A 25,420-nucleotide genomic window follows, 5' to 3' on the forward strand; every position below is an offset into this window, starting at 1 on the left:
GCGTTTACAATAAACAGGCTCTCTATAGCCAGGTCCAGGGTGACAACATGAAAAACAGCGCGTTATTTATGATGTTAACTTTTCTGGGTTTGCCTGGATTAACATTCGCCGCCGGTGCAGATCTGGCAGGTGCAGAATATAACTTCGCGGTGAATGAATTAAGCAAGTCCTCCTATAATCAGGCAGCCATTATTGGTCAACAGGGTACAGATAATAGTGCCAGCGTGCGGCAGAGCGGCTCAAAATTACTGTCGGTTGTTTCTCAGGATGGCGGAAGCAACAGAGCAAAGGTTGATCAGTCAGGGACTTATAACCTTGCTTATATCGATCAGGCCGGTAACGGTAACGATGCGAGTATTAAGCAAGAGGCTTTTGGTAATACCGCCATGATTATCCAGAAAGGCGTGGGGAACAAGGCGAATATTACCCAATATGGTACGCAGAAAACAGCAGTTGTAGTTCAGAGACAGTCGCAAATGGCTATTCGCGTTATTCAACGCTGACCGTGCGCGGCAATTTAAATCAAACCGATGGGGGTTTACCATGAAACTTTTCAAAGTGGCAGCAATTGCAGCAATCATCGTTTCTGGCAGTGCTCTGGCTGGTGTCGTTCCGCAATATGGCGGTGGTAATCATGGCGGTGGAAATGGCGGCGGCAGTAATAACAGCGGCCCTAATTCAGAGCTGAGCATTTACCAGTATGGCGGCGGTAACTCCGCGCTTGCTTTGCAGACCGATGCAAAAAATTCTGAACTGACTATTTCCCAGAGCGGCGGCAGCAACGGCGCTGATGTTGGACAGGGTTCTGATGACAGCTCCATCGATCTTCAGCAGCGCGGCTTCGGCAACAGCGCCACGCTCGATCAGTGGAACGGCAAAGAGTCTACTATGATCGTGAAACAGTACGGCGGCGGCAACGGCGCGGCTGTGGATCAGACCGCTTCCGGTTCAACCGTATCGGTTACTCAGGTTGGCTTTGGCAACAACGCCACTGCGCATCAATACTGATTCAAATTTCTGCTACACAAAAACAGGGCATCAGCCCTGTTTTTTTTGGAGTTGATTATGCATACCTTTCTCCTCCTCGCCGCGCTCTCCAGTCAGATTACTTTTGAAACCCGCCAGGAAGGGACCATGACCACCATTATTCCGCAGGTGACGCTGGTGGAGCCGTGCCTGTGTCACGTCGAAATTATCGCTCAGCGGAAAGGGCGGGGGGGCGAAAGCAACTCCCGCCAGGAAAATAGTCTCTCGCTGCCCGCGAATCAGACGATTGATCTCTCGCGTTTGCGCTTAACCATTACGCCAGAAGATAAGGTGACAATCATTGTTACCGTTTCTGATGGACAGTCGCTGCATTTAACACAACAGTGGCCGCCCTCTGAGTAAGAGGTCGTGAATTATTCACCAAATCAATAGGTTGTACTTCCCGGAAGAGACTACTATGCTCATCTTACAGGACTGTTAGCAGTCGTATAAATCAAAGACATGCCCACCCGTTACCAGGAAAGCGTTTCCCCTCAAGGATGATTGACCATTGAGGAGCGAAGTTATGGTTATGTCTATCTCCCGAGCGACAACAGCTCTTACCCTGTTTTCTTTATGCGCGTTACATTCCGCCATCGCCGCATCACCCGTCGATGGCGGCGTGATTCACTTTTATGGCCGGGTTGTTGAGAGCCCGTGCGAACTGGCTTCCCACCCAAATCAGATAGCGGTCACCTGTCGCGATCCCGATAAGGGCACGATCAGCACCCGTAAGATGCGCTATGGCGAGCTGATGCAGGCGACGCAGCCCTTTCCCCGTAACGTCTCTGTAAGCATGCACTATATCGATCCTAAAAAGAGCCTGGCGGTGGTAAAGCTTACCTATCAATAACCCTCTCCGCTCCCGCCGCCACGCGGGAGCGGGCAATTGCGCATATTCCCCTCTTTTTCTTTGCTGTACACTGATAAAAAGGCTGTCGCAGGGGGAAATGATGAAACCACAAATTGAAATCGTGACCGGGGATATAACTACGCTGCCGGTGGATGTGATTGTAAATGCCGCGAATCCGTCTCTGCTCGGGGGCGGAGGCGTCGACGGCGCGATCCACCGGGCTGCCGGGCCTGCGCTTCTTGAAGCCTGTAAGGTGGTCCGCCAGCAGCAGGGAGAGTGCGCGCCGGGGCACGCGGTCATTACGCTTGCCGGAAATCTCCCGGCAAAAGCGGTGATCCATACCGTTGGCCCCGTCTGGCAGGGGGGCGACCATCAGGAAGCGCGTATTCTGGAAGAGGCTTATCGCAACAGCCTTGCACTGGCGGCGGCCAATAACTATCGCACTATCGCCTTCCCGGCCATCAGTACGGGCGTTTACGGTTTTCCGCGCGCGGCTGCGGCGGAGATAGCCATCAGAACGATTTCAGACTATCTCACCCGTCGCCCTTTACCGGAGCGGGTATACTGTGTTTGTTATGATGAAGAAAATGCCCGACTCTATCAGCGATTGCTTACCCAGCAAGGGAACGATACCGACGCATAAAACGCGGCTTGGGCGCGCCATTGCGCCCGTTAGCGCCACGCATCCTGGCCTGTGCGGTCTGCTGCCTCTGGATGACAGTCTGGATGCGTTCGCCTGCCGCTACCGGCTGGCGGAGATGGCGGAGAAAACCCTTGATGTGCAGTATTACATCTGGGAGGACGACATGTCCGGGCGGCTGCTCTTTTCCGTCCTGCTCTCCGCCGCCGCGCGCGGCGTGCGCGTTCGTCTTTTGCTGGATGATAATAACACCCAGGGGCTGGATGAGATCCTGCGCCTGCTGGATGCTCACCCCAATATTGATGTCCGTCTGTTTAATCCTTTCTCCTTTCGCACTCTGCGCTCCCTCGGCTATCTCACCGATTTTGCCCGCCTCAACCGACGGATGCACAACAAAAGCTTCACCGTGGATGGGGAAGTGACCGTCGTGGGCGGCCGAAACGTCGGCGACGCCTATTTTGGCGCGGGCGAGGAGCCGCTCTTTTCCGATCTCGACGTCATGGCGATCGGCCCCGTGGTGGCGGATGTGGCGGAGGATTTCGAGCGCTACTGGGAGTGCGCCTCTGTCTCAACCCTGCAGCAGGTGCTGGAGCTCTCCCGGGAAGAGATCGAGGCGCGTATTCAGCCGCCAAAAGAGTGGTACGAAGATACGATCACTCAGCGCTACCTGCAAAAGCTGGAAACCAGTGAATTTATCACCCGCCTGGAAGAGGGAACCCTGCCGCTTATCTGGGCGAAAACCCGTTTGCTGAGCGACGATCCGCGTAAGGGGCAGGGAAGGGCGAAGCGCCACTCCCTGTTGCCGCAGCGTCTGCTGGACGTTATGGGCTCCCCGACCGAGCAAATTGATATCATCTCCTCCTACTTTGTCCCCACCCGGGCGGGGATTGCCCTGCTGCTCAATATGGTGCGCAAAGGGGTCAAGGTGGCGATCCTCACCAACTCGCTGGCGGCAACGGATGTGGCGGTGGTACATGCGGGCTATGCGCGCTGGCGTAAAAAGCTGCTGCGTCACGGGGTGGAGCTGTATGAACTCAAACCGACCCGGGAGTTTGTTCCCGGCGTACACGATCGCGGCCTGACCGGTAACTCCGGCTCCAGCCTGCATGCCAAAACCTTCAGCGTGGACGGGGAAAAGGTTTTTATCGGCTCCCTTAACTTCGATCCCCGCTCCACCATGCTCAATACCGAGATGGGCTTTGTGATTGAGAGCGAAACTCTCGCCCGGCTGATTCACCGGCGATTTACCCGCAGCCGCCGCCAGGAGGCGTGGCAAATCAGGCTGGATCAGAACGGCAAGCTCAACTGGGTGGAGTATAAAGACGGGGAAGAGATCGTCCATCAAAAGGAGCCCAAAACGCGCTTCTGGCAGCGCGTTCTGGTACATATTGCCTGGCTGTTACCGGTGGAGTGGCTGCTCTGAGCCGGCCACTCAACTCCTCACCTTAATACTGGCCACCTTGTTTTGCGGCTTGCCGGAAAAGAGAAAGCGCAGCAGCGGGATACGCAGGTGGATCTCATACAACACCAGAGCAATACCAATCACAAATACCAGCCCCGCCAGGAAGCCCAGTGCGTTAGAGGCGATGTGCGGGGTGATGTAAGCGCCGAAAAAGAGCGTCAGCGGATGGTGCACCAGATAGATAAAGAGCGAGGCGTTCACAAAGTAGGTCACCCGCTTCGACTCAAAGTTGAGCAGGCGATGGCCCAGCGCAAAGACCACGTTCACCATCCATAGCCCCATCAGCATGGTAATCACGCTTTCAGTCTCATACATCCACGCCTCTCCGCTGCCATAACGCTGATTCAGCAGATAGGCAATAAACGCCAGCGTGGCGGCCACGGCGCACCAGGGTGACGGGGTGGTAAATAACGCTTTCAGACGCGGATAAACAAAAGCCAGCGCGCCGATCAGGAAGAAAGGGAGATAAAAGAGCGTCTGCATGACGACAAAGTTAAACAGTCCGTCACTCAGGATCGGCGGCCAGGCGATGAAGAGCGCACGACGCAGGGCGGCATAGGCGATCCCCAGCAGCAGAAAGAGCAGTGAGAGTTTGCCCAGGGTAATGTGCGCGAAAAAGCGATCGGCGCGGGCGCTCAGACGCTGGCGCAGGTGGCTAAAAATCCACAGGCTGACGGTGGTCAGCACCACCAGCACCAGCAGGAACCAGAGGTGTGACACCAGCTCCCAGACCAGCGTGTTGTATTTCTCGTAGGGGGTGAGGGTGTGCCAGTTCTGCGCCTTGCCCTTCACATACTGCAGCATCATAAACTGCGGCAGCGTCAACAGCGGGATCGCGGTGAGCATGGGGATTCCTACACGTTCGACGCGCACTTTCCACCAGCGTTTCAGCGGATAGCGCAAAAAGAGCATGTAGGAGAAATAGCCAGAAATAACAAAAAACACCTGCATACGAAACGCATGTATAAAGTCATTAAACAGCGTCAGCCACCAGGATGGCTCTATACTATTAACATGCCAGGTGTGACTTGAGTAGATTAATGAGATATGGAAAGGGATCCCCAACAGCATCAGCCAGGCCCTGATCGAGTCGAGGAAATATTCACGTTGTGCGGGTGCAGTAGTCATTTTACGTTGTGTATTCTCAGACTTTTCGCCTTATCCCTAAGGCTCTTAGTGGTTACATTCGGAGCCAACCCTACACCAAGACCGATAGCCTGTCTCCAGGATAAGCGCATAATAGTGACCAGGGGGCTTTTACTTGCTTAATCCATGAGCCAGCGAGCTGAACAAAGCGGGGATATTGTTGTCGGAATGCCTGAAATTCCAGTAAAATGGATCGGATCGATATAAGCACACAAAGGGGGAAGTGCTTACTTATTATGAAACATAAACCACAAATGATGAAAATGCGTTGGTTAGGTGCAGCAGTGTTGTTATCTCTGTATACCTCATCAGCATGGTCCTTTTCTATCGATGACGTCGCAAAACAGGCGAAAGAGATGGCGGGCAAGGGCTATGAGGCGCCAAAGAGTAATCTGCCCTCCGTTTTCCGTGACATGAAGTACGCGGACTATCAAAAAATCCAGTTTAACCACGATAAAGCGTACTGGAACAAGATTAAAACCCCATTCAAACTTGAATTTTACCATCAGGGTATGTACTTCGAAACGCCGGTGACGATTAACGAAGTGACCGCCACGTCGGTTCATAAAATCAAGTACAGCCCTGACTACTTCAATTTTGCTGATGTGCAGCACGACAAAGATACCGTTAAAGACCTGGGTTTCGCAGGCTTTAAGGTTCTCTATCCCATCAACAGCAAAGACAAGAATGACGAAATCGTCAGCATGCTTGGCGCGAGCTACTTCCGCGTGCTAGGCGCAGGGCAGGTCTACGGCCTTTCCGCGCGCGGGCTGGCCATCGACACCGCGTTGCCCTCCGGCGAAGAGTTTCCGCGCTTTCGCGAGTACTGGATCGAGCGTCCAAAACCGACCGACAAACGCCTGACCATCTATGCGCTGCTGGATTCCCCTCGTGCAACCGGCGCTTACCGTTTTGTCATTATGCCGGGCCGCGACACCGTGGTGGATGTGCAGTCAAAAATCTATCTGCGTGACAAAGTGGGCAAACTGGGCGTTGCGCCGCTGACCAGCATGTTCCTGTTCGGGCCAAACCAGCCCTCTCCGGCGACCAACTTCCGCCCTGAACTGCATGACTCTAACGGTCTCTCGATGCACGCCGGCAATGGCGAGTGGATCTGGCGTCCGCTGAACAACCCGAAACACCTGGCCGTCAGCAGCTATGCGATGGAAAATCCGCAGGGCTTTGGTCTGCTGCAGCGTGGCCGCGATTTCTCCCGTTACGAAGATCTGGATGACCGTTACGATCTGCGCCCGAGCGCGTGGGTGACCCCGAAAGGGGATTGGGGCAAAGGTAAAATCGAACTGGTGGAGATCCCAACCAACGATGAAACCAACGATAACATCGTCGCCTATTGGACGCCGGATCAGCTGCCAGATGCCGGCAAAGAGATGAACTTCAAGTACACCATCACCTTCAGCCGCGACGAAGATAAGCTGCACGCGCCGGATAACGCGTATGTGACCCAAACTCGTCGTTCCACCGGTGATGTTCGACAGTCTAACCTGATTCGCCAGCCCGACGGCACTATCGCTTTTGTGGTGGATTTCACCGGCCAGGATATGAAAAAACTGGACCCGGCCACCCCGGTAACTGCCCAGGCGAGCATTGGCGACAACGGTGAAATTGTTGAAAACAGCGTGCGCTACAATCCGGTGACCAAAGGATGGCGTTTGACCCTGCGCGTGAAGGTGAAAGATGCGAAGAAAACCACCGACATGCGCGCTGCGCTGGTCAATGCCGATCAGACGCTGAGCGAAACCTGGAGCTACCAGCTACCGTCCAATGAATAAGATAACTGACTATATCGATGCCATGCCGCTGACGGAGATCGAAAAGGCGGCATTGCCCAGGGACGATATCCGCGCGGTGCATACCGCGCTGGATAGCGAACATCATGCGTTTACCCGTGATGACGATACGCCGCTTGGCTCAGTGAAGGCGCGCCTGGAGCAGGCGTGGCCGGAGTCGCTGGGGCAGGAGCAGCTTATCCGCGACGATGAAGGGCGCACGCAGCTTCAGGCGATGCCTAAGGCGACACGCTCTTCGATGTTCCCGGACCCGTGGCGCACCAACCCGGTGAGCCGCTTCTGGGATCGTCTGCGCGGACGCGACGTCACGCCGCGCTATATGTCACGGCTGACGAAAGAGCAGCAGGCTTCCGAGCAGAAGTGGCGTACCGTCGGTACGATCCGCCGCTATATTCTGCTGCTGCTGACCCTGGCGCAAACCGTGGTCGCCACCTGGTATATGAAAACCATTCTGCCCTATCAGGGCTGGGCGCTGATCAACCCTGCCGATATGGTGGGGCAGGATCTGTGGGTCTCCTTCATGCAGTTGCTCCCCTATATCCTGCAAAGCGGCATCCTTCTGCTCTTCGCGGTGCTCTTCTGCTGGGTCTCCGCCGGCTTCTGGACCGCGCTGATGGGCTTCCTGCAGCTGCTGATGGGGCGTGACAAATACAGTATCTCCGCGTCGACGGTGGGGGATGAACCCCTTAATCCTGAACACCGTACTGCGCTGATTATGCCGATTTGTAACGAGGACGTTGACCGCGTATTTGCGGGCCTGCGCGCGACCTGGGAGTCCGTTAAGGCGACCGGTAACGCCGCCCATTTCGACGTCTATATCCTGAGCGACAGCTACAATCCCGACATCTGCGTGGCGGAACAAAAAGCCTGGATGGAGCTTATCGCCGAGGTGCAGGGCGAGGGGCAGATTTTCTATCGCCGCCGCCGCCGCCGCGTGAAGCGTAAAAGCGGTAACATCGACGACTTCTGCCGCCGCTGGGGTAGCCAGTACAGCTATATGGTGGTACTGGACGCCGACTCCGTTATGACCGGCGAGTGCCTTAGCGGTCTGGTGCGTCTGATGGAAGCGAACCCCAACGCCGGGATCATCCAGTCGTCGCCGAAGGCGTCCGGCATGGATACGCTCTATGCGCGCTGTCAGCAGTTCGCCACGCGTGTTTACGGCCCGCTCTTTACCGCCGGTCTGCATTTCTGGCAGCTGGGGGAATCCCACTACTGGGGCCACAACGCCATCATCCGCGTGCAGCCGTTTATCGAGCACTGCGCCCTGGCGCCGCTGCCGGGGGAAGGCTCTTTCGCCGGTTCGATTCTCTCCCATGACTTCGTGGAAGCGGCGCTGATGCGTCGTGCCGGATGGGGGGTCTGGATCGCCTATGACCTGCCGGGCTCCTATGAGGAGCTGCCGCCCAACCTGCTGGATGAGCTGAAGCGCGACCGTCGCTGGTGCCATGGTAACCTGATGAACTTCCGCCTCTTCCTGGTGAAGGGGATGCACCCGGTGCATCGCGCGGTATTCCTGACGGGGGTGATGTCCTACCTCTCCGCGCCGCTGTGGTTTATGTTCCTTGCGCTCTCTACGGCGCTGCAGGTGGTGCATGCCCTGACCGAGCCGCAGTACTTCCTGCAGCCGCGTCAGCTCTTCCCGGTCTGGCCGCAGTGGCGTCCTGAACTGGCGATAGCGCTTTTTGCCTCAACCATGGTGCTGCTCTTCCTGCCGAAGCTGCTCAGCATTGTGCTTATCTGGTGCAAAGGGCCGAAAGAGTATGGCGGTTTCTGGCGCGTCACCCTCTCCCTGCTGCTGGAGGTACTCTTCTCGGTACTGCTGGCGCCGGTACGTATGCTTTTCCACACCGTGTTTGTGGTAAGCGCGTTCCTGGGCTGGGAAGTGGTCTGGAACTCTCCGCAACGTGACGATGACTCCACGCCATGGAGCGAGGCGTTTATGCGTCACGGCTCGCAGCTGCTGCTGGGGCTGGTCTGGGCGGTCGGTATGGCCTGGCTGGATCTGCGCTTCCTCTTCTGGCTGGCGCCGATCGTCTTTTCGCTGATCCTCTCGCCGTTCGTCTCGGTGATCTCCAGCCGCTCCACGGTCGGCCTGCGTACCAAACGCTGGAAGCTCTTCCTGATCCCGGAAGAGTACTCTCCGCCGCAGGTGCTGGTGGATACCGATAAATATCTGGAGCTGAACCGCAGTCGTTCGCTGGAAGAGGGCTTTATGCACGCGGTGTTCCATCCGTCGTTCAACGCCCTGGCAACCGCGATGGCTACGGCGCGTCACCGGGCGAGCCAGGTACTGGAGATTGCCCGCGATCGTCACGTGGAGCAGGCGCTGAACGAAACGCCGGAAAAACTCAATCGTGACCGTCGACTGGTGCTGCTGAGCGATCCGGTGACCATGGCGCGTCTGCACTATCGCGTCTGGTCTGCCCCGGAGAAATACTCCTCGTGGGTCAACTACTACGATAAGCTGACGCTCAATCCCGCGTCGCTGAAAACGAAGTAAAACCCTGACCGGGCGCGGGCGCGCCCGATAAATAAATACCGGCTCCAGGGCCGGTATTTTTATAAGAGGCAGCGTATGAAAATAGTGATGGTTGTGGCAATGGTGCTGTTACTGAGCGGTTGCGGCAGTATCATCAGCCGCACCGTGCCCGGACAGGGGCACGGTAACCAGTACTATCCGGGCGTGCAGTGGGACGTTCGCGACTCCGCCTGGCGTTACCTGACGATCCTCGACCTGCCTTTTTCACTGGTCTTTGATACCCTGCTGTTGCCGCTCGACGCTCAGCATGGTCCTTATGAGTAGTTAGCGCTCATCCCACTCATCCGCAGCAGCCTGACCCTCTTCGGTATCCAGCGGCGGCTCAAGCTGAAATTCGCCCTCATCCCATTCATGAAGGGTATTTTCCTCCAGCCACTCCTGGCGAAGCTCGATCTCATCATATTCGCCGTCAAAAACCGCCTGCGCCGCTTCTCCGCTCAGTACCGGTAAACATTCACCCTCTTCACCGTCATCCGCAAAAAACTCGGCCTGCCACATAATGTCCCCGTCCTGCAGAACATACTTTTGAATATTGAGTTGCTGAATATCCGCGTCATCCTCCTCAAGTTCGGGACGATCGGCGAGGAACTCTTCACGTGCGGCATCAATCGCTTCTTCCAGCGTGGCGTACATAGTCATTGGTGTCTCCCTGTGATTCGCAATGGTCTTCAGGGAAAGAATAGCTGATTCTCTGCTTATGCAAGTATGAAAGCGGGAATAAGTTGCCACATCGCGCCTTAACCCTGCGCAGCGATTTTTCTGTGCCGACCGGGGCGCGAGGCCCGGGCGATGCTGATCCAGGAGTAAACTGCGTTGAACAACACGATACTCGCGGTGACCACAAAGACCGCGCGAAAGCCAAAGCTTGCGGAGACCGCGGAGCCGACCAGAGGGCCGGTGACGTTGCCAATGTCACGAAACGACTGGTTATAGCTGAAAATGCGCCCGGCGATCTGGTTGGTGGAGTTATAGACCAGCAGCGTCTGCACCGCAGGGAGCAGCGCGCCGTCGGCAGCGCCCAGCAGGAAGCGCAGCACGCCAAGCTGGAACGGGTTTTGTACCATTGACATCGGGATCAGCAGCAGCACGGAGATCAGCAGCGCGGCGATAAGGATCTTCTCCGGTCCGATGCGATCGCCGAGCTTGCCGAGGCGCGGTGCGCTGAGCAGCGCCGCAACCCCCGGTACAGAGGCGATCATGCCGCTGATAAAGGCGATATTATTGACGTTGCCCGCCAGATCGCGCACGTAAAGCGTCAGAATGGGCGCGATGGAGCCGGTTGCCACCTGGATAATCAGGGTGGTGACAAAGAGGCTCAGCACCAGTTTCGGGTTTTTCAGCGCGCCGAATACGTCACGGGCGCTCAACATCTCCCGTTTCGGTACCGGGACAAAGTTTTCGCGAATGCTAAACCAGGTCAGGAGGAAACAGGCAAACAGCACCGCCGCGGTGATGAAGAATACCGGGCGCAGGCCATAGCTGTCCGCCATCAGCCCGCCCGCCAGCGGCCCCAGCAGCGCGCCCGCCACCGCGCCGGTGGAGAGCGTGCCCAGCGCCCAGCCGCTCTTGTGGCGGGGGATCTGGGTGGCAATGAGCGCGTTAGCGTTGGGAACAAATCCCCCCAGCAGGCCGAGCAGCGCCCGCAGGATCAGAAACTGCCAGACGTTTTGCGCCATCCCCATCAGCGCCATCACAATCGCCATCCCCAGCGCCGAACGCAGCAGCATGATTTTGCGCCCCTTACGGTCCGCCAGACCGCCCCAGAAAGGGGAGGCAATAGCGGAAAAGAGGAAGGTAATGCTATAGACCAGCCCGGACCACATATTCAGGGCGCTATGCCCGGTTATGCCGAGCTGTTCGACGTAGAGTGGCAGAAAAGGCATCACCAGACTAAATGCGGCGCCGGTGAGAAAACAGCCTAACCAGGCAACAGTGAGGTTACGCTTCCAGTTAATGGGGGCATCTGAGGGTGACATAGCAATCCGCGTTGACAGAGAATAGAAAATAATAACCCTGCTAATTATGCGCCTGCGAAATCGTTGCCGCAACGCGTAGAGCTTTTATAGCTAAAACGGGCGCGGCCCCGGGCCGCGCGCGAGTTAATAGCGGGAGGGCACGCCTTCGGGACGGGTCTTAAAGCGGCGGTGCAGCCACATATATTGCTCCGGCGCGAGCATAATGCATTTCTCCACGATGCCGTTCATCCAGCGGGCAGTGGTGTCGGCATCGTCGAGCGGCGGATCATACTCCGGCTCCAGCATGATCAGCTCGTAGCCTTTACCATCCGGCTTGCGTCGCGGAACAAAGGGGACGATGGCGGCTTTAGACATGCGCGCCAGCATCCAGGTGCCGGTGGTGGTGGCCGCCTCGTCAACGGCGAAGAGCGGCGCAAACACGCTCGCCTGCGGGCCGTAGTCGTGGTCGGGAGCGTACCAGATCACTTCGCCGTTTTTCAGGGCGCGGATCATCCCTTTCAGATCCTTGCGGTCTATCATGCTCTTGTTGGAGCGCATACGGCCCCAGGTTTGCAGCCAGTCGATAACCGGGTTATCGTTCGGACGATAAACCCCGATCCCCGGCGCCTGCATACCAAACATCCGCGCGCCGATCTCCAGCGTCAGGAAGTGGATGCCGATCAGCAGCACGCCCCGCTTTTGCGCCTGCAGGGTATGCACCGGGGTCATGCCGGTTCCGGCGACCTCATACCAGCGCGACATGCGGCGATCTGACCAGAACCAGGCCATGCCGGTTTCCATCAGCCCCATCCCCACGGACTCGAAATTCTTGACCACCAGCTGATGCCGTTCGCCCTCGCTCATTTGCGGGAAGCAGAGCTCCAGGTTGCGGTAAGCGATGCGGGCGCGACGCTTCATCAGGCGCAGCGCGAGACGGCCTATACCGCATCCCAGACGGTAGATGACAGGGTAGGGCAGTTGCACGATCAGCCATAAAAAGGCAACGCCTGTCCAGCTCAGCCAGTGGCGCGGATGGAGAAGTGCTGCGGAAAATCGGGGTAACTGGGTCATGAGAGTCCTTTTCAGTACGGCTAATGATCTGCATTGTCGCATTTTTTATAAAAGAGCTATAGCCGGAACAGCGAATCAGTGGCGATTCTGTAGATGTAAACATCAGGAAATTAAGGTGATAAGAATGTAGCGTAAAATGTAGGGATGTAAATTCCTGCTATTTGCTATATGATGCCGGCCGATTTTCTTCTCATCTTTGCAGGAACCGTACACCATGCCAGTGTTACACAACCGCATTTCGAATGAGACGTTAAAAGCGCGCATGCTGGCCGAAACCGAACCGCGCACGACGATCTCTTTCTATAAATATTTCACGATCAACGATCCGCAGGCGACCCGCGACACCCTCTATAAAGCGTTTGAGACGCTGCAGGTCTTTGGCCGCGTTTATCTGGCCCGCGAGGGGATTAACGCGCAGATCAGCGTGCCGGCAAGCAAGGTCGACGCGTTTCGGGATTTCCTCTACGGTTTCGACCCCGCCCTGAACGGGCTGCGGCTTAACGTGGCGCTGGATGACGATGGCAAATCGTTCTGGGTGCTGCGCATGAAGGTGCGCGAGCGCATCGTGGCCGACGGCATCGACGATCCCGATTTTGATGCCAGCAACGTGGGCGACTATCTGAAGGCCGCCGAGGTTAACGCCATGCTGGACGATCCGGACGCCATCTTTATCGATATGCGCAACCACTATGAATATGAGGTGGGGCACTTCCAGAACGCGCTTGAAATCCCGGCCGATACCTTCCGCGAGCAGCTGCCGAAGGCGGTGGAGATGATGCAGGAACATAAAGACAAGAAAATTGTTATGTACTGCACCGGCGGGATCCGCTGCGAAAAGGCCAGCGCCTGGATGAAGCACAACGGTTTCAACAAGGTCTGGCACATCGAAGGCGGGATTATCGAGTATGCCCGTCGCGCCCGCGAGCAGGGGCTGCCGGTGCGTTTTATCGGCAAGAACTTTGTCTTTGATGAACGTATGGGCGAGCGTATCTCGGAAGAGGTGATCGCGCACTGTCACCAGTGCGGCACGCCGTGCGATACGCACACCAACTGTAAAAACGACGGCTGTCACCTGCTGTTTATCCAGTGTCCGGCCTGCGCTGAAAAATTCAGCGGCTGCTGTAGCGAGCTCTGTTGCGAAGAGAGCAAGCTTCCGGAAGAGGAGCAGCGCCGCCGCCGAGCCGGACTCGAAAACGGCAATAAGATCTTCAATAAGTCGCGCGGACGTCTCAATACCCGGCTCGGCATACCTGACCCGGAATAATAAAAAACGGCAACCTGGTTGCCGTTTCTTCTTTCTGTCAGGCGCTTATTTCTGCTGAACCCCTTCCACGGAGATAATCAGCTCCACATCCTGCGAAGCAGGGCCGAGATCGGTGGTGATATTAAAGTCTTTCAGGTGAATTTTACCTGACGCTTCAAAGCCCGCGCGTTTACCGCCCCACGGATCGTCGCCCTGTCCAATCAGCTTCGCATCCAGCGTTACCGGTTTGGTGACGCCGTTCAGCGTCAGGTTGCCGGTAATATCCAGCCCATCGCCATCCTTTTTCACCGCCGTGGAGGTGAAGGTCGCCTGCGGGAATTTCGCCACGTTCAGAAATTCAGCGCTGCGCAGATGCTTATCACGCTCGGCGTGGTTGGTATCGAGGCTGGTGGTGTTAATCGTAACGTTCACCTTATCCGCGGCGGGATTGGCTTCGTCAAAGGTAAAAGTACCGTCGAAATCCCGGAAGGTGCCGTAGAGCCAGCTGTAGCCCAGGTGCTGAATACGAAAGTTGACGAAGGCGTGCTGCCCCTCTTTGTCAATCTTGTAGTCAGCGGCGATGGCCGAGCCGGTGGTGAACAGCAGTGAACCTAATGCGATGCCCAGCAGATGTTTTTTCATATTATGCTCCAGAGTCAGGGGACGAACGGCCCAGCATGCGGCTGAGCGTAGCGTCTTTATCGATAAAGTGGTGTTTAAGGGCCGCGAGGCCATGTAAAACGGAGATGACAACGACGCCCCATGCGAGCCAGAGATGGACCGTACCAGCCAGATCCGCCTGCGCACCCGCGTTCGCAAGCGTGGCGGGCACCTCAAAGAGGCCAAATACGTTGATCAGTTTGCCGTCTGCCGTTGAGATGAGATAGCCGCTAATGAGAATGGAGAACAGCAGCAGATAGAGCAGGATATGCACCACTGCGGCGCCGAGGCGGGTGTTTCTGCTGTAGCTTTTTAACGGCGGCGGCACAGGGGAGAAATGGCGCCAGACGACGCGAAAAACCAGCGCCATCATCAACAGAATACCGATACCTTTGTGCAGTTCCGGCGCCTGATGATACCAGTCATCATAGTAGCCCAGCGTGACCATCCACAGCCCCAGGGCGAACATGCCATAAACCGTCAGGGCCACCGCCCAGTGCAGCAGTATGGAAATAAATCCGTAGCGAGAAGAGGAGTTACGCCATTGCATAAAGATAACCATTATCAGTTAAATGGAGAACTCAAAATGGCGTGCGCGAAAATAAAAATCAACTGAATTTTAATGCTAAGAAACGTTAATTTAATTCTTTCATATTTTTTGAATAAAAAATGAAAGTCTTGTTCAGGGTTGTCGTGTTAAATCACGATTTTGGCAGTAAATTTAGCCTGTTGAAAATATTATTTATTTCAAATTCGCTGCTGCTAAATTCAGTAAATATAAAGTAGTGTCAATTAATGTCAGCCGCCATTCAGAGCCAGAAAATATAGATCAGATCAATAATCGCCAGCAGCAGCCAGAGAAAAAGATAGAGCATAAAATGCTCGCGAATATTATTTATCAGGTAATCAAATATTCTGCGCATGGCCTTAAGGGTTGTTCAGCAAAAATGAATTAGCTCCGGGAAACCGGAGCCAGAAAGGTCAGCCGCCAAAGCGCGAGAGCGAGAAGGGACTTAAGTCAAACTCTGCCGGGAGGTCCCGGGCAAAGCGGGCGGCGATTTCACCCAGCACCGAGGCAAACTTAAAGCCATGCCCGCTGAGGCCGGCGATTAATAACGTATTGCTGTGGCCGGGCAGCGTATCGATGATGAAATCTTCATCCGGGGTATTGTCGTAGCTACAGGCGGCGCCGTGGAGCAGCCCGCCGATACCCGGCAGGATCTGGCGCAGGAAGGGAAACGCCTCGGAGCCATCCCCCGGCAGGGCGCCGAAGGGCTTACGTTCCCCGGCGTGGGTAATCGGCTGCCCGCCGTTATGTTTACCGATCTTGAGCGCGTCGTTTTCCGCAGGGAAGCCGTAAAACTGGTCGCCGTTCGGCAGCTCCCCGGTGAAGGCCGGAAAGCGATTATTACTGCTGAAGCGACCATCCGCCTGGAACCAGGAGAAGACCTTACGCACCGGCTGGATCGGCAGACCCGGCAGCAGCGCGTTCACCCAGGTACCGGCGCTTATCAGCAGTTTTGCCGCCGTAAAATCGCCTTCCGGGGTGGTGACCGTCACGTCGTCAGCATGGTGGGTAATCGCCTCCACCGGGCAGTTAAAGAGCTGCGCACAGCCCGCCTGCTCAGCGAGAGTGATATAGGTTTTAACGGCGGTTTCGCTATGCAGTACGCCGGAGCTGGCCTCAAACAGGCCGATATAGCCCTGCGGCAGGGTGATTTCCGGCCAGCGGGCCATCACCGATGCGGCGTCGAGCTGTTCCACTTCGAGGTTAAACTCTCTCGCACTCTGCGCCACGTTGTGCAGAAAAGCGGAGTCGGCGGAGCCAAGATTGAGCACGCCCGTGCGTTCGAAAAGAGGCGCCTCGGTCTGCGCGGCGAGCGCATCCCAGAGCGTTTGCGCGCGTAGCACCAGCGGAACATAGCGCTCGCCTTCGCCGTAGGCGTGGCGGATAAGACGCGTATCGCCGTGGTGGCTTCCTTCGGTATGGGGCGGATGATGTGCGTCAATCATCAGAACGTTTAGTCCGGCTTGCGTGGCGTAATAACCCGCAGCGGAGCCGACCGAACCGCTGCCAATAATTATCAGGTCATATTTCATAAGGATCTCATTAATCAACGCGTTAGTCAGCAGAGTAATTAAGAAGAGGGGAGGTTACAAGCGGGAAATAAGTGAGGCACCGCAAGGGTGCCTGTTGAGTGAATGTCGGGCATAAATCAATGCCGCCTGTACTCATTTGCCTGATAGTCGCCAGATTCTATTTTGGCAATGCCTGCCTCGAGAATAGAAATAAACTGACGGGCGACATCTGTGGTCAGCCATAAGGTCTGACCGACCTCCGCATCTTCGTGGTCTGTCTGATTTGGGGTCTGGTAGTGCAAGCGCAGCATCAACGCGTCGTAACTGTCGACAGTGCTGATATCCCAGCCCACAAGCGGGTGGGTCTGGATGACTTCATTATTTTTTTCCATCATAACCCCCTGAATACGTGTTAAAAGACAACGACTTTGAGGTTCAATGCGTGTTTTTCTGAAGCAATTTCAGTATATCAATAAATAGGGGCAAAGAAGGGAAAATTAAAGGCTGGCAGTCAATTTTTCTGCTTTTTAGGATTAAGTGAACAATAAAACACCAGTTTGTTCACGGAATTTAAAGACGAGACGCAATTAATTTGAACTAACGTAAAGGCATAAAAAAGCCGGGGCGACCCGGCAAAAAAGAGAAATTTAAACATTAATCGGTGATGAACCAGTCGTCGGCGCTCTCCCAGGTTTCCTGCAGAATTTCGGTGATACGCTCTTTTTCATCTTTTGCGCCGCCGATTACCGAGAGATTATTGGAGGCCGCATAGCGGACCGAAACCGCGCCATTACGATCGGGATAAGTAGAGTTGATACGTCGGGTTAATTCACCGGCCAGCGCATCCAGCGCGCCTGCGGGCAGAACGGTGGTTTTGGCTATGGTAACTTCGATACGCATAATTGCCCCCTGTGTAATATACTGTTTATTTATACAGTGATGGTTGACGATTTACAACAGGGGGCGCGAAAAATTACTGTTTAACTGTCCAGTGTACGGTTTCGCCTGCGAGGAACGGTATCAGCGTATCGTCCGACAACGCGATGGACTCTTCTACCTGCCAGGCCTTACGCTCCAGCTCAACGAAACCTTCGTTAACCGGCAGGCCGTAGAAACGCGGGCCGTTAAGGGAGCAGAACGCTTCAAAATGATGCAGCGCGTCCATCTCCTCAAAGACGGTGGCGTAGCTGGCAAGCGCAGTCGGCGCGTTGAAGCAGCCTGCGCAGCCGCAGCTGGCCTCTTTGCGGTGACGGGCATGGGGGGCGGAGTCGGTGCCGAGAAACGCGCGGGTAAAACCGCTGGCGACCAGCTCGCGTAACGCCTGCTGGTGAATGTTGCGCTTCAAAATCGGCAGGCAGTAGAGGTGAGGGCGCACGCCGCCAACCAGCATATGGTTGCGGTTAAACATCAGGTGCTGTGGAGTAATCGTGGCGGCCAGCAGTTCGTTGCCGTCGCGCACGTACTCTGCCGCATCTTTAGTGGTGATATGCTCAAAGACCACCTTCAGCCCCGGCAGACGCTGGCGCAGCGGCTCCATCACCGTTTCAATAAAGCGCGCTTCCCGATCGAAAATATCGATATCCGCGTGCGTCACTTCACCATGCACCAGCAGCGGCATACCGATCTTTTCCATACGCTCCAGCACCGGCATGATGGCGTCGGTGCTGGTCACGCCATGACTGGAGTTGGTGGTGGCGTTCGCGGGATAGAGCTTGGCGGCGGTAAAAACGCCGTCGTGAAAGCCGCGTTCCACCTCATCGGGGTTGATCGAGTCGGTGAGATAGCAGGTCATCAGCGGCGTAAAATTCTCTCCCGCCGGTACCGCATCAAGAATGCGCTGGCGATAGGCGATGGCTGCATCAACGGTGGTAACAGGCGGTGCCAGGTTAGGCATGACAATCGCGCGGCCATAAATTTTGCTGGTATAGGGGACAACGGTTTTCAGCATCTCGCCATCGCGCAGATGGATATGCCAGTCGTCCGGGCGGCGGATTTTAAGAACCTGGGGTTGTGCAGTCATGGGTGTGCTCCGGCTTATCAGGAATCAGTCATGGAATGGCTGTTTTTGCCGGACACAAATCATAAGCGGAAACGTTTTCGTTTGCACCCCTTTCTCAGCAAGGGGCGTAAAAAAGGGCGCCGCGGCGCCCGGAGGGTTAGTTGGTGAAGGGGATGATAATCTCGCCTGGCTTCACCTCGATCCCTTTCGCATATTTTTTCGCCAGCGCTTCGCCTTTGCTCTTATCCTCGCTGAGGATATAGGCAGGCTGCCGGGCAAAATAGCTGCGCAAAGACTCATTCAGATAGGGCATCAGCGTCTGCAGCACCGGTTTCATCTTGTCCGGGGTCACCACGGCGTCGACGATCTCCATCTCCTGCAGGTAGATAGCCCCTTTCTCTTTATTAAAGACCGGCAGCGCTTTGAGCTTCAGCTTGATATTGGCCTTCTGGCTGCCAAAGAGGGAGTTCATGTCGAGATCGGCATCGCCGGAAAGGGTCACCTTGTTCGGCTCTTCACGCCCTATCTGGCTGACAAGATGGGTCAGGACAATATGGGCATCCGCGACGCCGGGTACGCCGATATCCTTCGAGAAGTTGTTATGCTTTTCCAGCGCCTGATTAATTTCCTGTTCACTGACGGTGTACTGCGTAAGCTGGTTACAACCCACCAGCAATCCACTGACGATAAAGGCAGCGGCTAAGACAACTTTTTTCATGGGGTTCCTCAACATGATACCGGCATTTCTGTCCCGAAGCGTCAGTATGTCAGGCGAATATTGACGAAGCCAGCAGAAAAAGCTGAGAAAGCGGCGGAAACGCTGTTCCGCCGCCCGGGTTAAATAGCCTGGGAGGAGAGCAGGTTAACCTGCGTCTGTTTGGCCATATTGTCGCGGTAATCGGCCACCCGCGTCGGCCAGCTTATCCCTGCCACCAGCGTCAGGTTGCGCAGCAGCGGGAAAAGATGGAAATCATCTTCCGAAAGTTCGCCATTAACCGCGTTAGGCTGCACGATAAGCTTCTCCAGCGCCCGCAGATCGTCGCTGATGTTTTTCACAAGCCCCGCGGAGTGGGAAAGGTGCTCGTCAAAGTTACCGATGGCGGCCTCTTTTTTGGCCACGAAGTACGCGCGCGCCTCAGGGGTGGCGAATTCATCAAACGACCCTTTCGCGAAACGCGGCAGAAGCAGGCGGTTAGCGTAGCCGTTCACCTTACGTAACCACTCCTCAATGGCCGGGTTACGCTTGCCGGTTAGCAGCGGCTGGCCGTCGAGTTTGTCGACATAGTGAACAATATCCATGCTTTCCGGCAGGTAGCGGCTGTCATCTTTTTGCAGAATGGGCGCCACCTTTTTGCCAACCATCCGTACGGGCGTGGCTTCATCGTCATTAAGCAGCGTGACCAGCTCGACGGGCAAATTTTTCAGGCCGAAGATCATACGCGCTTTAACGCAGAACGGGCAGTGATCGTAAATATAAAGTTTCACTTTTCTCCTCCAGTTGTTGATCCTCAGCTGTGAGTATGGAAGAGAAAAAAGCATGTTTCAAATCAAGCCCCTGGCTCGAGCATGCCCCCCGCGCTGCGTTTCTGGCTGAACTGCCACCACAGGGCGAGGAGGGTGATAAAGCCGACAACGCCCAGCATCATCCACGGCAGCTCCGGCTGCTGTAGCGCTTTGCCCGCGTCAAACAGCCAGCCGCCGCCCGTGTAGCCCAGCGCGCCGCCCAGCGCCAGCCCGAGACGGCTGAAGCCCATATAGCTGCCGCGCGCCCGCGGGTCGGCCAGCTCCGCGCTCAGGGTTTCCCGCGCCGGTTCAGCGATAATTGAGCCGATATAGAAGGTGCAGATAAGGATGAAGAGCTGCTGCAGGGAACCCACCAGGCCGATCGGCATCATGCTGAGGGTCATCAGCAGCAGGCCCGCCATCAGGCGTTGTTCCAGCCGAAAGCGTTTTTCGCTCCAGCGTGCAATGGGGTAGAGCAGCGTCAGCGACAGACTCGCTTCAATGGCATACATCCACTTTACCGCCGACGGCGAGCCGGCGATGTCGTTGACCATGATCGGCAGCATCAGCATCACCTGCACCGCCAGCATGTAGTAGCCAGTCAGGGTCAGCACATAGGTGACAAAACGGCGATCGCCCGTCACGCGGCTCAGCCCTTCGCGCACGGGGGCGCGCACCGTGGAGAGCTTCCAGGCGGGCAGCAGCCAGGCGTTGAAAGCCGCGCAGAGAATGAAGATCACCGCACCGGTGGCGCAGACCAGGCGGAAATCATACTGCAATAGCCAGCTGCCGAGCAGGGCGCCCACTACCGCGCCCGCGCTGTCCTGCATCATCAGCAGAGAGAAAAAACGCCCGCGGTGGCGGGGACGGATCAGCTTCACCACCAGCGCGGTGCGCGGCGGATCGAACAGCGTGCCGCCGATACCGGAGAGGAAGCAGGAGAACCAGAGCAGCCACGGCTCGTGGGCGACGCCCATGGTGGCAAAGCCCGCCGCCCGCAGCAGCATGCCGGTGACGATCATCGGTTTCGCGCCAAACCGGTCGGCTATCGCGCCGCCGAAGATGCCGAGCCCCTGCTGGACAAACTGGCGCAGGCCGAGGGCGATCCCCACCAGCAGCGCCGCCCAGCCCATCTGATCGACAAAGCGAATCGAAATCAACGGGAATACGACAAAAAAGCCGAGCACGACCAGCATGTTATCGATGAGCAGGAAATATTTACCCAGGTTCCGGGCCTGCGATACGCGGGACATTTTCCCTCCCGGGAAACAGACACTATCCTTTATGGCCCCGGCGCGGCGCGCCTGGCGGGAGATGTATTCAGAAAACCGACGCCCTATTTTGCGGCCTCGCCCTTCCTTTTCCCATACCCGAACGCGACAATATTTTTTTATCGAAATGCGGCTTTGATAGAGCCTTTTGATGGAAAAAAAGTAAAACTGAATAAAAGGGTATGTCACTGTTTTCACAGAACGCATCGGGGCAAGTATAGTAAGGTTAACGGGTAACGCAGAAGCGACGCGAAGGAGTGGTATTGATGTTTGGCTATCGCAGTAATGTGCCAAAAGTGCGCCTGACAACGGATCGGCTGGTGGTTCGGCTGGTGCACGAACGTGATGCCTGGCGGCTGGCGGATTATTACGCCGAGAATCGCCAGTTTTTACAACCCTGGGAGCCCGTCCGGGACGAAAGCCACTGCTATCCCTCCGGCTGGCAGGCTCGTCTCGGCATGATCGCAGAGTTTCACAAGCAGGGAAGCGCCTTCTACTTCGCGCTGCTTGATCCTGAGGAGAAAGAGATTATCGGCATCGCCAACTTTTCGAATGTGGTGCGCGGTTCGTTTCACGCCTGTTATCTGGGCTACTCCATCGGACAGAAATGGCAGGGGCAGGGGCTGATGTTTGAGGCGCTGACGGCGGCGATCCGCTATATGCAGCGCACGCAGCATATTCACCGCATCATGGCGAACTATATGCCGCACAACCAGCGCAGCGGCGCCCTGCTGGCGCGTCTGGGTTTTGAAAAAGAGGGTTATGCCAAAGATTACCTGATGATCAATGGCGAATGGCGTGACCACGTGCTGACCGCGTTAACCACCAAAGAGTGGACGGCAGGCCGTTAAGGAGAAGAGATGAAATATCAGTTAACCGCAGCAGAAGCCCGCGTAGTGGGTTGCCTGCTGGAAAAGCAGGTCACCACGCCGGATCAATACCCTCTGTCGGTCAATGCGGTGACCATGGCCTGCAATCAAAAGACCAACCGTGAGCCGGTGATGAACCTGAGCGAGCAGGAGGTGCAGGATCTGCTGGATGCGCTGGTTAAGCGCCACTATCTGCGCACCGTCAGCGGCTTTGGCAACCGCGTCACCAAATATGAGCAGCGCTTCTGCAACTCCGAGTTCGGCGATCTGAAACTCTCCCCGGCGGAGGTGGCGCTGGTTACCACTCTGCTGCTGCGTGGTCCGCAAACGCCGGGCGAACTGCGCTCGCGCGCGGCGCGGATGCATGAGTTTGGCGACGTGCAGGAGGTGGAGCAGACGCTGGAAACCCTGGCCGCCCGCGAGGATGGCCCCTTTGTACAGCGCCTGGCGCGGGAGCCGGGCAAACGCGAAAGCCGCTATATGCATCTTTTCAGCGGTGACGTAGCGCTGGCCTATCACGTTGTGGAGGCGGAAGGGAAGCCCGGCGACGAGACGCTGGCCGCCCGCGTCGAGGCGCTGGAGGTCGAAGTGGCTGAACTGAAGCAGCGTCTCGATTCGCTGCTGGCACACCTGGGAGAGTGACAATGACGAAGTTACGTATTGGTGTCGTGGGGCTGGGCGGGATCGCCCAGAAGGCCTGGCTGCCGGTGCTGGGGGCCGCCACCGACTGGACGCTGCAGGGGGCCTGGTCGCCCACCCGGGAGAAAGCGCTGCGTATCTGTGAAAGCTGGCGCATCCCCTACGCTTCATCGCTGCTCGATCTCGCCCGGGAGTGCGACGCCGTTTTTGTCCATACCTCCACCGCCACCCACTATCAGGTCGTGAGCGAGCTGCTTAACGCCGGGGTGCACGTCTGCGTGGATAAACCGCTGGCGGAAAATGTGGCGGACGCCGAGCGGCTGATTGAGCTGGCGGCGCGCAAAAAGCTGACGCTGATGGTGGGCTTTAACCGCCGCTTCGCGCCGCGCTACCAGGCGCTTAAGACGCAGCTCGGCGACGTTGCGTCGCTGCGCATGGATAAACACCGCACCGACAGCGTCGGTCCAAACGATCTGCGCTTTACCCTGCTTGATGACTATCTGCATGTCGTTGATACCGCCCTGTGGCTCGGCGGCGGCAGGGCGCAGCTGCAGAGCGGCACGCTACAAACCAACGAGCAGGGGGAGATGATCTACGCCGAGCACCATTTCGCCGTGGAACATCTGCAAATCACCACCAGCATGCATCGACGCGCGGGCAGCCAGCGGGAGTGGGTGCAGGCGGTGACCGACGGCGCCTTGTATGAGGTGACCGATATGCGCGAGTGGCGTGAGGAGCGGGGCGACGGCGTACTGACGCGCCCGGTGCCCGGCTGGCAAAGCACCCTGGAGCAGCGCGGCTTCGCCGGCTGTGCCCGTCACTTTATCACCTGCGTAGAAAATCAGACGGTTCCGCAAACTTCAGGGGAGCAGGCTCTGCTGGCGCAGCGCATCGTAGAAAAGCTCTGGCGCGAAGCGATGAGTGAATAAAACGCTGTAACAACTGACGATAGTAATTCGCGACAATCCAGGTAGACTAAGCGCCTCTGTTGGCTTGTCGGAATATTTGCGCTTACCGACGCTCATAACGCCTGCCCTGCAGGCGTTTTGCCGTAATGGTTTTGGACATTCACATTAATGAACTTATTAAAATCGCTGGCGGCCGTCAGCTCGATGACCATGTTCTCTCGCGTACTCGGTTTTGCCCGTGACGCGATTGTGGCGAGGGTGTTTGGCGCAGGGATGGCGACCGATGCCTTTTTTGTCGCCTTTAAACTGCCCAACCTGCTGCGCCGTATTTTTGCCGAAGGGGCTTTTTCCCAGGCCTTCGTGCCAATTCTGGCGGAGTACAAAAGCAAACAGGGCGAAGAGGCGACGCGGGTCTTTGTCGCTTACGTTTCCGGTCTGCTGACCCTGGCGCTGGCGGTAGTGACGGTGCTGGGGATGCTGGCCGCCCCCTGGGTGATCATGGTGACCGCGCCGGGCTTTGCCGACACCGCGGATAAATTCGCGCTCACCACCCAGCTGCTGCGCATCACCTTCCCCTATATTTTGCTGATCTCCCTGGCCTCGCTGGTGGGGGCGATCCTTAACACGTGGAACCGCTTCTCGATCCCCGCCTTTGCGCCGACCTTTTTAAATATCAGCATGATCGGCTTTGCGCTCTTTGCCGCTCCCTATTTCCACCCGCCGGTGCTGGCGCTGGCGTGGGCGGTCACCGTCGGGGGCGTACTGCAGCTCGCCTATCAGCTGCCGCATCTGAAGAAGATCGGTATGCTGGTGCTGCCGCGCATCAGCTTTCGCGATGCGGGGGCGATGCGGGTTATTAAGCAGATGGGGCCGGCGATCCTCGGCGTCTCGGTCAGCCAGATCTCGCTGATCATCAACACCATTTTCGCCTCCTTCCTGGTCTCCGGTTCGGTCTCCTGGATGTACTATGCCGACCGCCTGATGGAGTTCCCCTCCGGCGTGCTGGGCGTGGCGCTGGGGACTATCCTGCTGCCGTCCCTCTCAAAAAGTTTCGCCAGCGGCAATCATGACGAGTATTGCCGCCTGATGGACTGGGGGTTGCGCCTCTGCTTCCTGCTGGCGCTACCGAGCGCGGTGGCGCTGGGTATTCTGGCTAAGCCGCTCACCGTCTCCTTATTCCAGTACGGCAAATTCTCCGCCTTCGACGCGCTGATGACCCAGCGCGCGCTGGTCGCCTACTCGGTGGGGCTGATGGGGCTTATCGTGGTGAAGGTACTGGCGCCGGGCTTCTATTCGCGTCAGGACATCAAAACGCCGGTCAAAATCGCTATTGTGACGCTTATCATGACGCAGCTGATGAACCTGGCGTTTATCGGCCCGCTTAAGCACGCGGGGCTCTCCCTGTCGATCGGTCTGGCAGCTTGTCTGAACGCGGCGCTGCTCTACTGGCAGCTGCGTAAGCAGAAGATCTTCACGCCGCAGCCCGGCTGGATGCGCTTCCTGGTGCGTCTCGTTGTGGCGGTGCTGGTGATGGCGGCGGCGCTGCTCGGGATGATGCACGTCATGCCGGACTGGGCGCAGGGAACCATGCCCTGGCGTCTGCTGCGCCTGATGGCGGTGGTAATTGTCGGCGTGGTGGCCTACTTTGCCACGCTGGCGGTGCTGGGCTTTAAGGTGAAAGAGTTTACGCGTCGTACCGCGTAAAGCACAAAAGGGGAGTCACCGTCGGTGCTCCCCGCTATGTTG

At 56.8% G+C, this 25,420-nt stretch carries 28 protein-coding genes; 14 read left to right on the plus strand and 14 right to left on the minus strand.

Features of this window, described 5'->3' with window-relative positions; genetic code table 11:
* The first annotated feature begins 47 nt into the window (after window positions 1–47).
* The 6 genes from csgB (at window position 48) to BN3796_RS12655 (ending at window position 3,942) form a co-directional block, all read left to right on the plus strand.
* Window positions 48–503, plus strand: coding sequence for a curli minor subunit CsgB (gene csgB, locus BN3796_RS12630; protein ID WP_061708674.1), 456 nt, complete (start codon window positions 48–50; stop codon window positions 501–503).
* A 40-nt stretch (window positions 504–543) separates the two neighbouring features.
* Window positions 544–1,008, plus strand: coding sequence for a curli major subunit CsgA (gene csgA / locus BN3796_RS12635; RefSeq protein WP_061708675.1), 465 nt, complete (start codon window positions 544–546; stop codon window positions 1,006–1,008).
* A 57-nt stretch (window positions 1,009–1,065) separates the two neighbouring features.
* Window positions 1,066–1,389 carry a curli assembly chaperone CsgC gene (gene csgC / locus BN3796_RS12640; RefSeq protein ID WP_061708676.1) on the plus strand — a complete coding sequence of 108 codons (324 nt, stop codon included), beginning with the start codon at window positions 1,066–1,068 and terminating at the stop codon, window positions 1,387–1,389.
* A 163-nt stretch (window positions 1,390–1,552) separates the two neighbouring features.
* The gene (locus BN3796_RS12645; protein WP_061708677.1) at window positions 1,553–1,879 is read left to right on the plus strand and encodes a fimbrial protein; all 327 of its coding nucleotides are present in this window, start codon (window positions 1,553–1,555) and stop codon (window positions 1,877–1,879) included.
* A 100-nt stretch (window positions 1,880–1,979) separates the two neighbouring features.
* On the plus strand, window positions 1,980–2,522 hold the full coding sequence (gene ymdB / locus BN3796_RS12650) for an O-acetyl-ADP-ribose deacetylase (RefSeq protein WP_061708678.1): 543 nt from the start codon (window positions 1,980–1,982) through the stop codon (window positions 2,520–2,522).
* A complete protein-coding gene (locus tag BN3796_RS12655; RefSeq protein WP_162267586.1) occupies window positions 2,458–3,942 on the plus strand; it encodes a phospholipase D family protein in 1,485 nt (494 codons plus the stop codon). Before ymdB ends, BN3796_RS12655 begins: the two co-directional genes overlap by 65 nt.
* 9 nt (window positions 3,943–3,951) lie before the next feature.
* Here the strand turns inward: BN3796_RS12655 and mdoC are convergent, their stop codons facing one another.
* Window positions 3,952–5,109 (minus strand): glucans biosynthesis protein MdoC, encoded by a 1,158-nt coding sequence (mdoC, locus tag BN3796_RS12660; protein ID WP_061708680.1) that lies wholly within the window; start codon window positions 5,107–5,109, stop codon window positions 3,952–3,954.
* A 272-nt stretch (window positions 5,110–5,381) separates the two neighbouring features.
* Here mdoC and mdoG point away from each other — a divergent pair, with 272 nt between their 5' ends.
* The 3 genes from mdoG to BN3796_RS12675 all read left to right on the plus strand — a co-directional run bounded on the left by mdoG (window position 5,382) and on the right by BN3796_RS12675 (window position 9,741).
* Window positions 5,382–6,917 (plus strand): glucans biosynthesis protein MdoG, encoded by a 1,536-nt coding sequence (gene mdoG / locus BN3796_RS12665; RefSeq protein ID WP_148381791.1) that lies wholly within the window; start codon window positions 5,382–5,384, stop codon window positions 6,915–6,917.
* Window positions 6,910–9,438 (plus strand): glucans biosynthesis glucosyltransferase MdoH, encoded by a 2,529-nt coding sequence (gene mdoH, locus BN3796_RS12670; RefSeq protein WP_061708682.1) that lies wholly within the window; start codon window positions 6,910–6,912, stop codon window positions 9,436–9,438. Before mdoG ends, mdoH begins: the two co-directional genes overlap by 8 nt.
* A 75-nt stretch (window positions 9,439–9,513) precedes the next feature.
* Window positions 9,514–9,741 carry a YceK/YidQ family lipoprotein gene (locus BN3796_RS12675; protein WP_061708683.1) on the plus strand — a complete coding sequence of 76 codons (228 nt, stop codon included), beginning with the start codon at window positions 9,514–9,516 and terminating at the stop codon, window positions 9,739–9,741.
* Here BN3796_RS12675 and BN3796_RS12680 read toward each other — a convergent pair whose 3' ends face one another.
* From BN3796_RS12680 to BN3796_RS12690, 3 genes are all read right to left on the minus strand, one after another.
* Window positions 9,742–10,116 carry a MysB family protein gene (locus BN3796_RS12680; protein ID WP_061708684.1) on the minus strand — a complete coding sequence of 125 codons (375 nt, stop codon included), beginning with the start codon at window positions 10,114–10,116 and terminating at the stop codon, window positions 9,742–9,744. It lies immediately after the preceding gene.
* Between the two features lie 98 nt (window positions 10,117–10,214).
* Window positions 10,215–11,453 (minus strand): multidrug efflux MFS transporter MdtG, encoded by a 1,239-nt coding sequence (gene mdtG, locus BN3796_RS12685; protein ID WP_061708685.1) that lies wholly within the window; start codon window positions 11,451–11,453, stop codon window positions 10,215–10,217.
* 123 nt (window positions 11,454–11,576) lie between these two features.
* Window positions 11,577–12,503, minus strand: a complete 927-nt coding sequence (locus BN3796_RS12690; RefSeq protein WP_061708686.1) for a Kdo(2)-lipid IV(A) acyltransferase — start codon at window positions 12,501–12,503, stop codon at window positions 11,577–11,579.
* A gap of 214 nt (window positions 12,504–12,717) precedes the next feature.
* On the opposite strand from BN3796_RS12690, the gene trhO reads away from it, so the two are divergent.
* The gene (gene trhO / locus BN3796_RS12695; protein WP_061708687.1) at window positions 12,718–13,767 is read left to right on the plus strand and encodes an oxygen-dependent tRNA uridine(34) hydroxylase TrhO; all 1,050 of its coding nucleotides are present in this window, start codon (window positions 12,718–12,720) and stop codon (window positions 13,765–13,767) included.
* A gap of 45 nt (window positions 13,768–13,812) precedes the next feature.
* Here trhO and BN3796_RS12700 read toward each other — a convergent pair whose 3' ends face one another.
* From BN3796_RS12700 to mdtH, 10 genes are all read right to left on the minus strand, one after another.
* Complete coding sequence (locus BN3796_RS12700) at window positions 13,813–14,388, minus strand: YceI family protein (RefSeq protein WP_061708688.1); 576 nt, start codon at window positions 14,386–14,388, stop codon at window positions 13,813–13,815.
* A gap of 1 nt (window position 14,389) precedes the next feature.
* Window positions 14,390–14,956 carry a cytochrome b gene (locus tag BN3796_RS12705; protein WP_061708855.1) on the minus strand — a complete coding sequence of 189 codons (567 nt, stop codon included), beginning with the start codon at window positions 14,954–14,956 and terminating at the stop codon, window positions 14,390–14,392.
* A gap of 259 nt (window positions 14,957–15,215) precedes the next feature.
* Entirely contained in the window at window positions 15,216–15,329 is a 114-nt protein-coding gene (locus BN3796_RS12710; protein ID WP_061708689.1) for a DUF2770 family protein, read from the minus strand.
* A gap of 58 nt (window positions 15,330–15,387) precedes the next feature.
* Window positions 15,388–16,506, minus strand: coding sequence for an N-methyl-L-tryptophan oxidase (gene solA, locus BN3796_RS12715; RefSeq protein WP_061708690.1), 1,119 nt, complete (start codon window positions 16,504–16,506; stop codon window positions 15,388–15,390).
* A 116-nt stretch (window positions 16,507–16,622) separates the two neighbouring features.
* On the minus strand, window positions 16,623–16,877 hold the full coding sequence (gene bssS / locus BN3796_RS12720) for a biofilm formation regulator BssS (RefSeq protein ID WP_061708691.1): 255 nt from the start codon (window positions 16,875–16,877) through the stop codon (window positions 16,623–16,625).
* A 262-nt stretch (window positions 16,878–17,139) separates the two neighbouring features.
* Window positions 17,140–17,385, minus strand: coding sequence for a DNA damage-inducible protein I (gene dinI, locus BN3796_RS12725; protein WP_061708692.1), 246 nt, complete (start codon window positions 17,383–17,385; stop codon window positions 17,140–17,142).
* A gap of 73 nt (window positions 17,386–17,458) precedes the next feature.
* Window positions 17,459–18,505, minus strand: a complete 1,047-nt coding sequence (gene pyrC / locus BN3796_RS12730; RefSeq protein ID WP_061708693.1) for a dihydroorotase — start codon at window positions 18,503–18,505, stop codon at window positions 17,459–17,461.
* Window positions 18,506–18,641: 136 nt separating this feature from the next.
* The gene (locus BN3796_RS12735; protein WP_061708694.1) at window positions 18,642–19,202 is read right to left on the minus strand and encodes a lipoprotein; all 561 of its coding nucleotides are present in this window, start codon (window positions 19,200–19,202) and stop codon (window positions 18,642–18,644) included.
* Window positions 19,203–19,321: 119 nt separating this feature from the next.
* On the minus strand, window positions 19,322–19,969 hold the full coding sequence (gene grxB, locus BN3796_RS12740; RefSeq protein WP_061708695.1) for a glutaredoxin 2: 648 nt from the start codon (window positions 19,967–19,969) through the stop codon (window positions 19,322–19,324).
* Between the two features lie 62 nt (window positions 19,970–20,031).
* The gene (gene mdtH / locus BN3796_RS12745) at window positions 20,032–21,240 is read right to left on the minus strand and encodes a multidrug efflux MFS transporter MdtH (RefSeq protein WP_061708696.1); all 1,209 of its coding nucleotides are present in this window, start codon (window positions 21,238–21,240) and stop codon (window positions 20,032–20,034) included.
* 284 nt (window positions 21,241–21,524) lie between these two features.
* Between mdtH and rimJ the strand changes: the two genes are divergently transcribed.
* The 4 genes from rimJ (at window position 21,525) to murJ (ending at window position 25,378) form a co-directional block, all read left to right on the plus strand.
* Window positions 21,525–22,109 carry a ribosomal protein S5-alanine N-acetyltransferase gene (gene rimJ, locus BN3796_RS12750; protein WP_061708697.1) on the plus strand — a complete coding sequence of 195 codons (585 nt, stop codon included), beginning with the start codon at window positions 21,525–21,527 and terminating at the stop codon, window positions 22,107–22,109.
* Between the two features lie 9 nt (window positions 22,110–22,118).
* On the plus strand, window positions 22,119–22,769 hold the full coding sequence (locus BN3796_RS12755; protein WP_061708698.1) for a YceH family protein: 651 nt from the start codon (window positions 22,119–22,121) through the stop codon (window positions 22,767–22,769).
* Between the two features lie 2 nt (window positions 22,770–22,771).
* On the plus strand, window positions 22,772–23,695 hold the full coding sequence (locus BN3796_RS12760) for a Gfo/Idh/MocA family protein (protein ID WP_061708699.1): 924 nt from the start codon (window positions 22,772–22,774) through the stop codon (window positions 23,693–23,695).
* Between the two features lie 147 nt (window positions 23,696–23,842).
* Window positions 23,843–25,378, plus strand: coding sequence for a murein biosynthesis integral membrane protein MurJ (gene murJ / locus BN3796_RS12765; protein ID WP_061708700.1), 1,536 nt, complete (start codon window positions 23,843–23,845; stop codon window positions 25,376–25,378).
* The last annotated feature ends 42 nt before the right edge of the window (window positions 25,379–25,420 follow it).

The sequence above is a fragment of the Pseudenterobacter timonensis genome (genome assembly GCF_900021175.1).
GTDB classification, from domain to species: Bacteria; Pseudomonadota; Gammaproteobacteria; order Enterobacterales; family Enterobacteriaceae; genus Enterobacter; species Enterobacter timonensis.

Coding starts and splice junctions, on each gene's coding strand:
- murJ (WP_061708700.1), top strand. CDS start 23,843: ATGAACTTATTAAAATCGCTGGCGGCCGTCAGCTCGATGACCATGTTC.
- BN3796_RS12760 (WP_061708699.1), top strand. CDS start 22,772: ATGACGAAGTTACGTATTGGTGTCGTGGGGCTGGGCGGGATCGCCCAG.
- rimJ (WP_061708697.1), top strand. CDS start 21,525: ATGTTTGGCTATCGCAGTAATGTGCCAAAAGTGCGCCTGACAACGGAT.
- BN3796_RS12675 (WP_061708683.1), top strand. CDS start 9,514: ATGAAAATAGTGATGGTTGTGGCAATGGTGCTGTTACTGAGCGGTTGC.
- mdtH (WP_061708696.1), bottom strand. CDS start 21,240: ATGTCCCGCGTATCGCAGGCCCGGAACCTGGGTAAATATTTCCTGCTC.
- dinI (WP_061708692.1), bottom strand. CDS start 17,385: ATGCGTATCGAAGTTACCATAGCCAAAACCACCGTTCTGCCCGCAGGC.
- BN3796_RS12680 (WP_061708684.1), bottom strand. CDS start 10,116: ATGACTATGTACGCCACGCTGGAAGAAGCGATTGATGCCGCACGTGAA.
- BN3796_RS12655 (WP_162267586.1), top strand. CDS start 2,458: ATGAAGAAAATGCCCGACTCTATCAGCGATTGCTTACCCAGCAAGGGA.
- mdoH (WP_061708682.1), top strand. CDS start 6,910: ATGAATAAGATAACTGACTATATCGATGCCATGCCGCTGACGGAGATC.
- mdoG (WP_148381791.1), top strand. CDS start 5,382: ATGATGAAAATGCGTTGGTTAGGTGCAGCAGTGTTGTTATCTCTGTAT.
- csgB (WP_061708674.1), top strand. CDS start 48: ATGAAAAACAGCGCGTTATTTATGATGTTAACTTTTCTGGGTTTGCCT.
- BN3796_RS12735 (WP_061708694.1), bottom strand. CDS start 19,202: ATGAAAAAAGTTGTCTTAGCCGCTGCCTTTATCGTCAGTGGATTGCTG.
- mdoC (WP_061708680.1), bottom strand. CDS start 5,109: ATGACTACTGCACCCGCACAACGTGAATATTTCCTCGACTCGATCAGG.
- trhO (WP_061708687.1), top strand. CDS start 12,718: ATGCCAGTGTTACACAACCGCATTTCGAATGAGACGTTAAAAGCGCGC.
- solA (WP_061708690.1), bottom strand. CDS start 16,506: ATGAAATATGACCTGATAATTATTGGCAGCGGTTCGGTCGGCTCCGCT.
- BN3796_RS12645 (WP_061708677.1), top strand. CDS start 1,553: ATGGTTATGTCTATCTCCCGAGCGACAACAGCTCTTACCCTGTTTTCT.
- BN3796_RS12700 (WP_061708688.1), bottom strand. CDS start 14,388: ATGAAAAAACATCTGCTGGGCATCGCATTAGGTTCACTGCTGTTCACC.
- BN3796_RS12705 (WP_061708855.1), bottom strand. CDS start 14,956: ATGCAATGGCGTAACTCCTCTTCTCGCTACGGATTTATTTCCATACTG.
- bssS (WP_061708691.1), bottom strand. CDS start 16,877: ATGGAAAAAAATAATGAAGTCATCCAGACCCACCCGCTTGTGGGCTGG.
- BN3796_RS12755 (WP_061708698.1), top strand. CDS start 22,119: ATGAAATATCAGTTAACCGCAGCAGAAGCCCGCGTAGTGGGTTGCCTG.
- pyrC (WP_061708693.1), bottom strand. CDS start 18,505: ATGACTGCACAACCCCAGGTTCTTAAAATCCGCCGCCCGGACGACTGG.
- csgA (WP_061708675.1), top strand. CDS start 544: ATGAAACTTTTCAAAGTGGCAGCAATTGCAGCAATCATCGTTTCTGGC.
- csgC (WP_061708676.1), top strand. CDS start 1,066: ATGCATACCTTTCTCCTCCTCGCCGCGCTCTCCAGTCAGATTACTTTT.
- BN3796_RS12710 (WP_061708689.1), bottom strand. CDS start 15,329: ATGCGCAGAATATTTGATTACCTGATAAATAATATTCGCGAGCATTTT.
- BN3796_RS12690 (WP_061708686.1), bottom strand. CDS start 12,503: ATGACCCAGTTACCCCGATTTTCCGCAGCACTTCTCCATCCGCGCCAC.
- mdtG (WP_061708685.1), bottom strand. CDS start 11,453: ATGTCACCCTCAGATGCCCCCATTAACTGGAAGCGTAACCTCACTGTT.
- ymdB (WP_061708678.1), top strand. CDS start 1,980: ATGAAACCACAAATTGAAATCGTGACCGGGGATATAACTACGCTGCCG.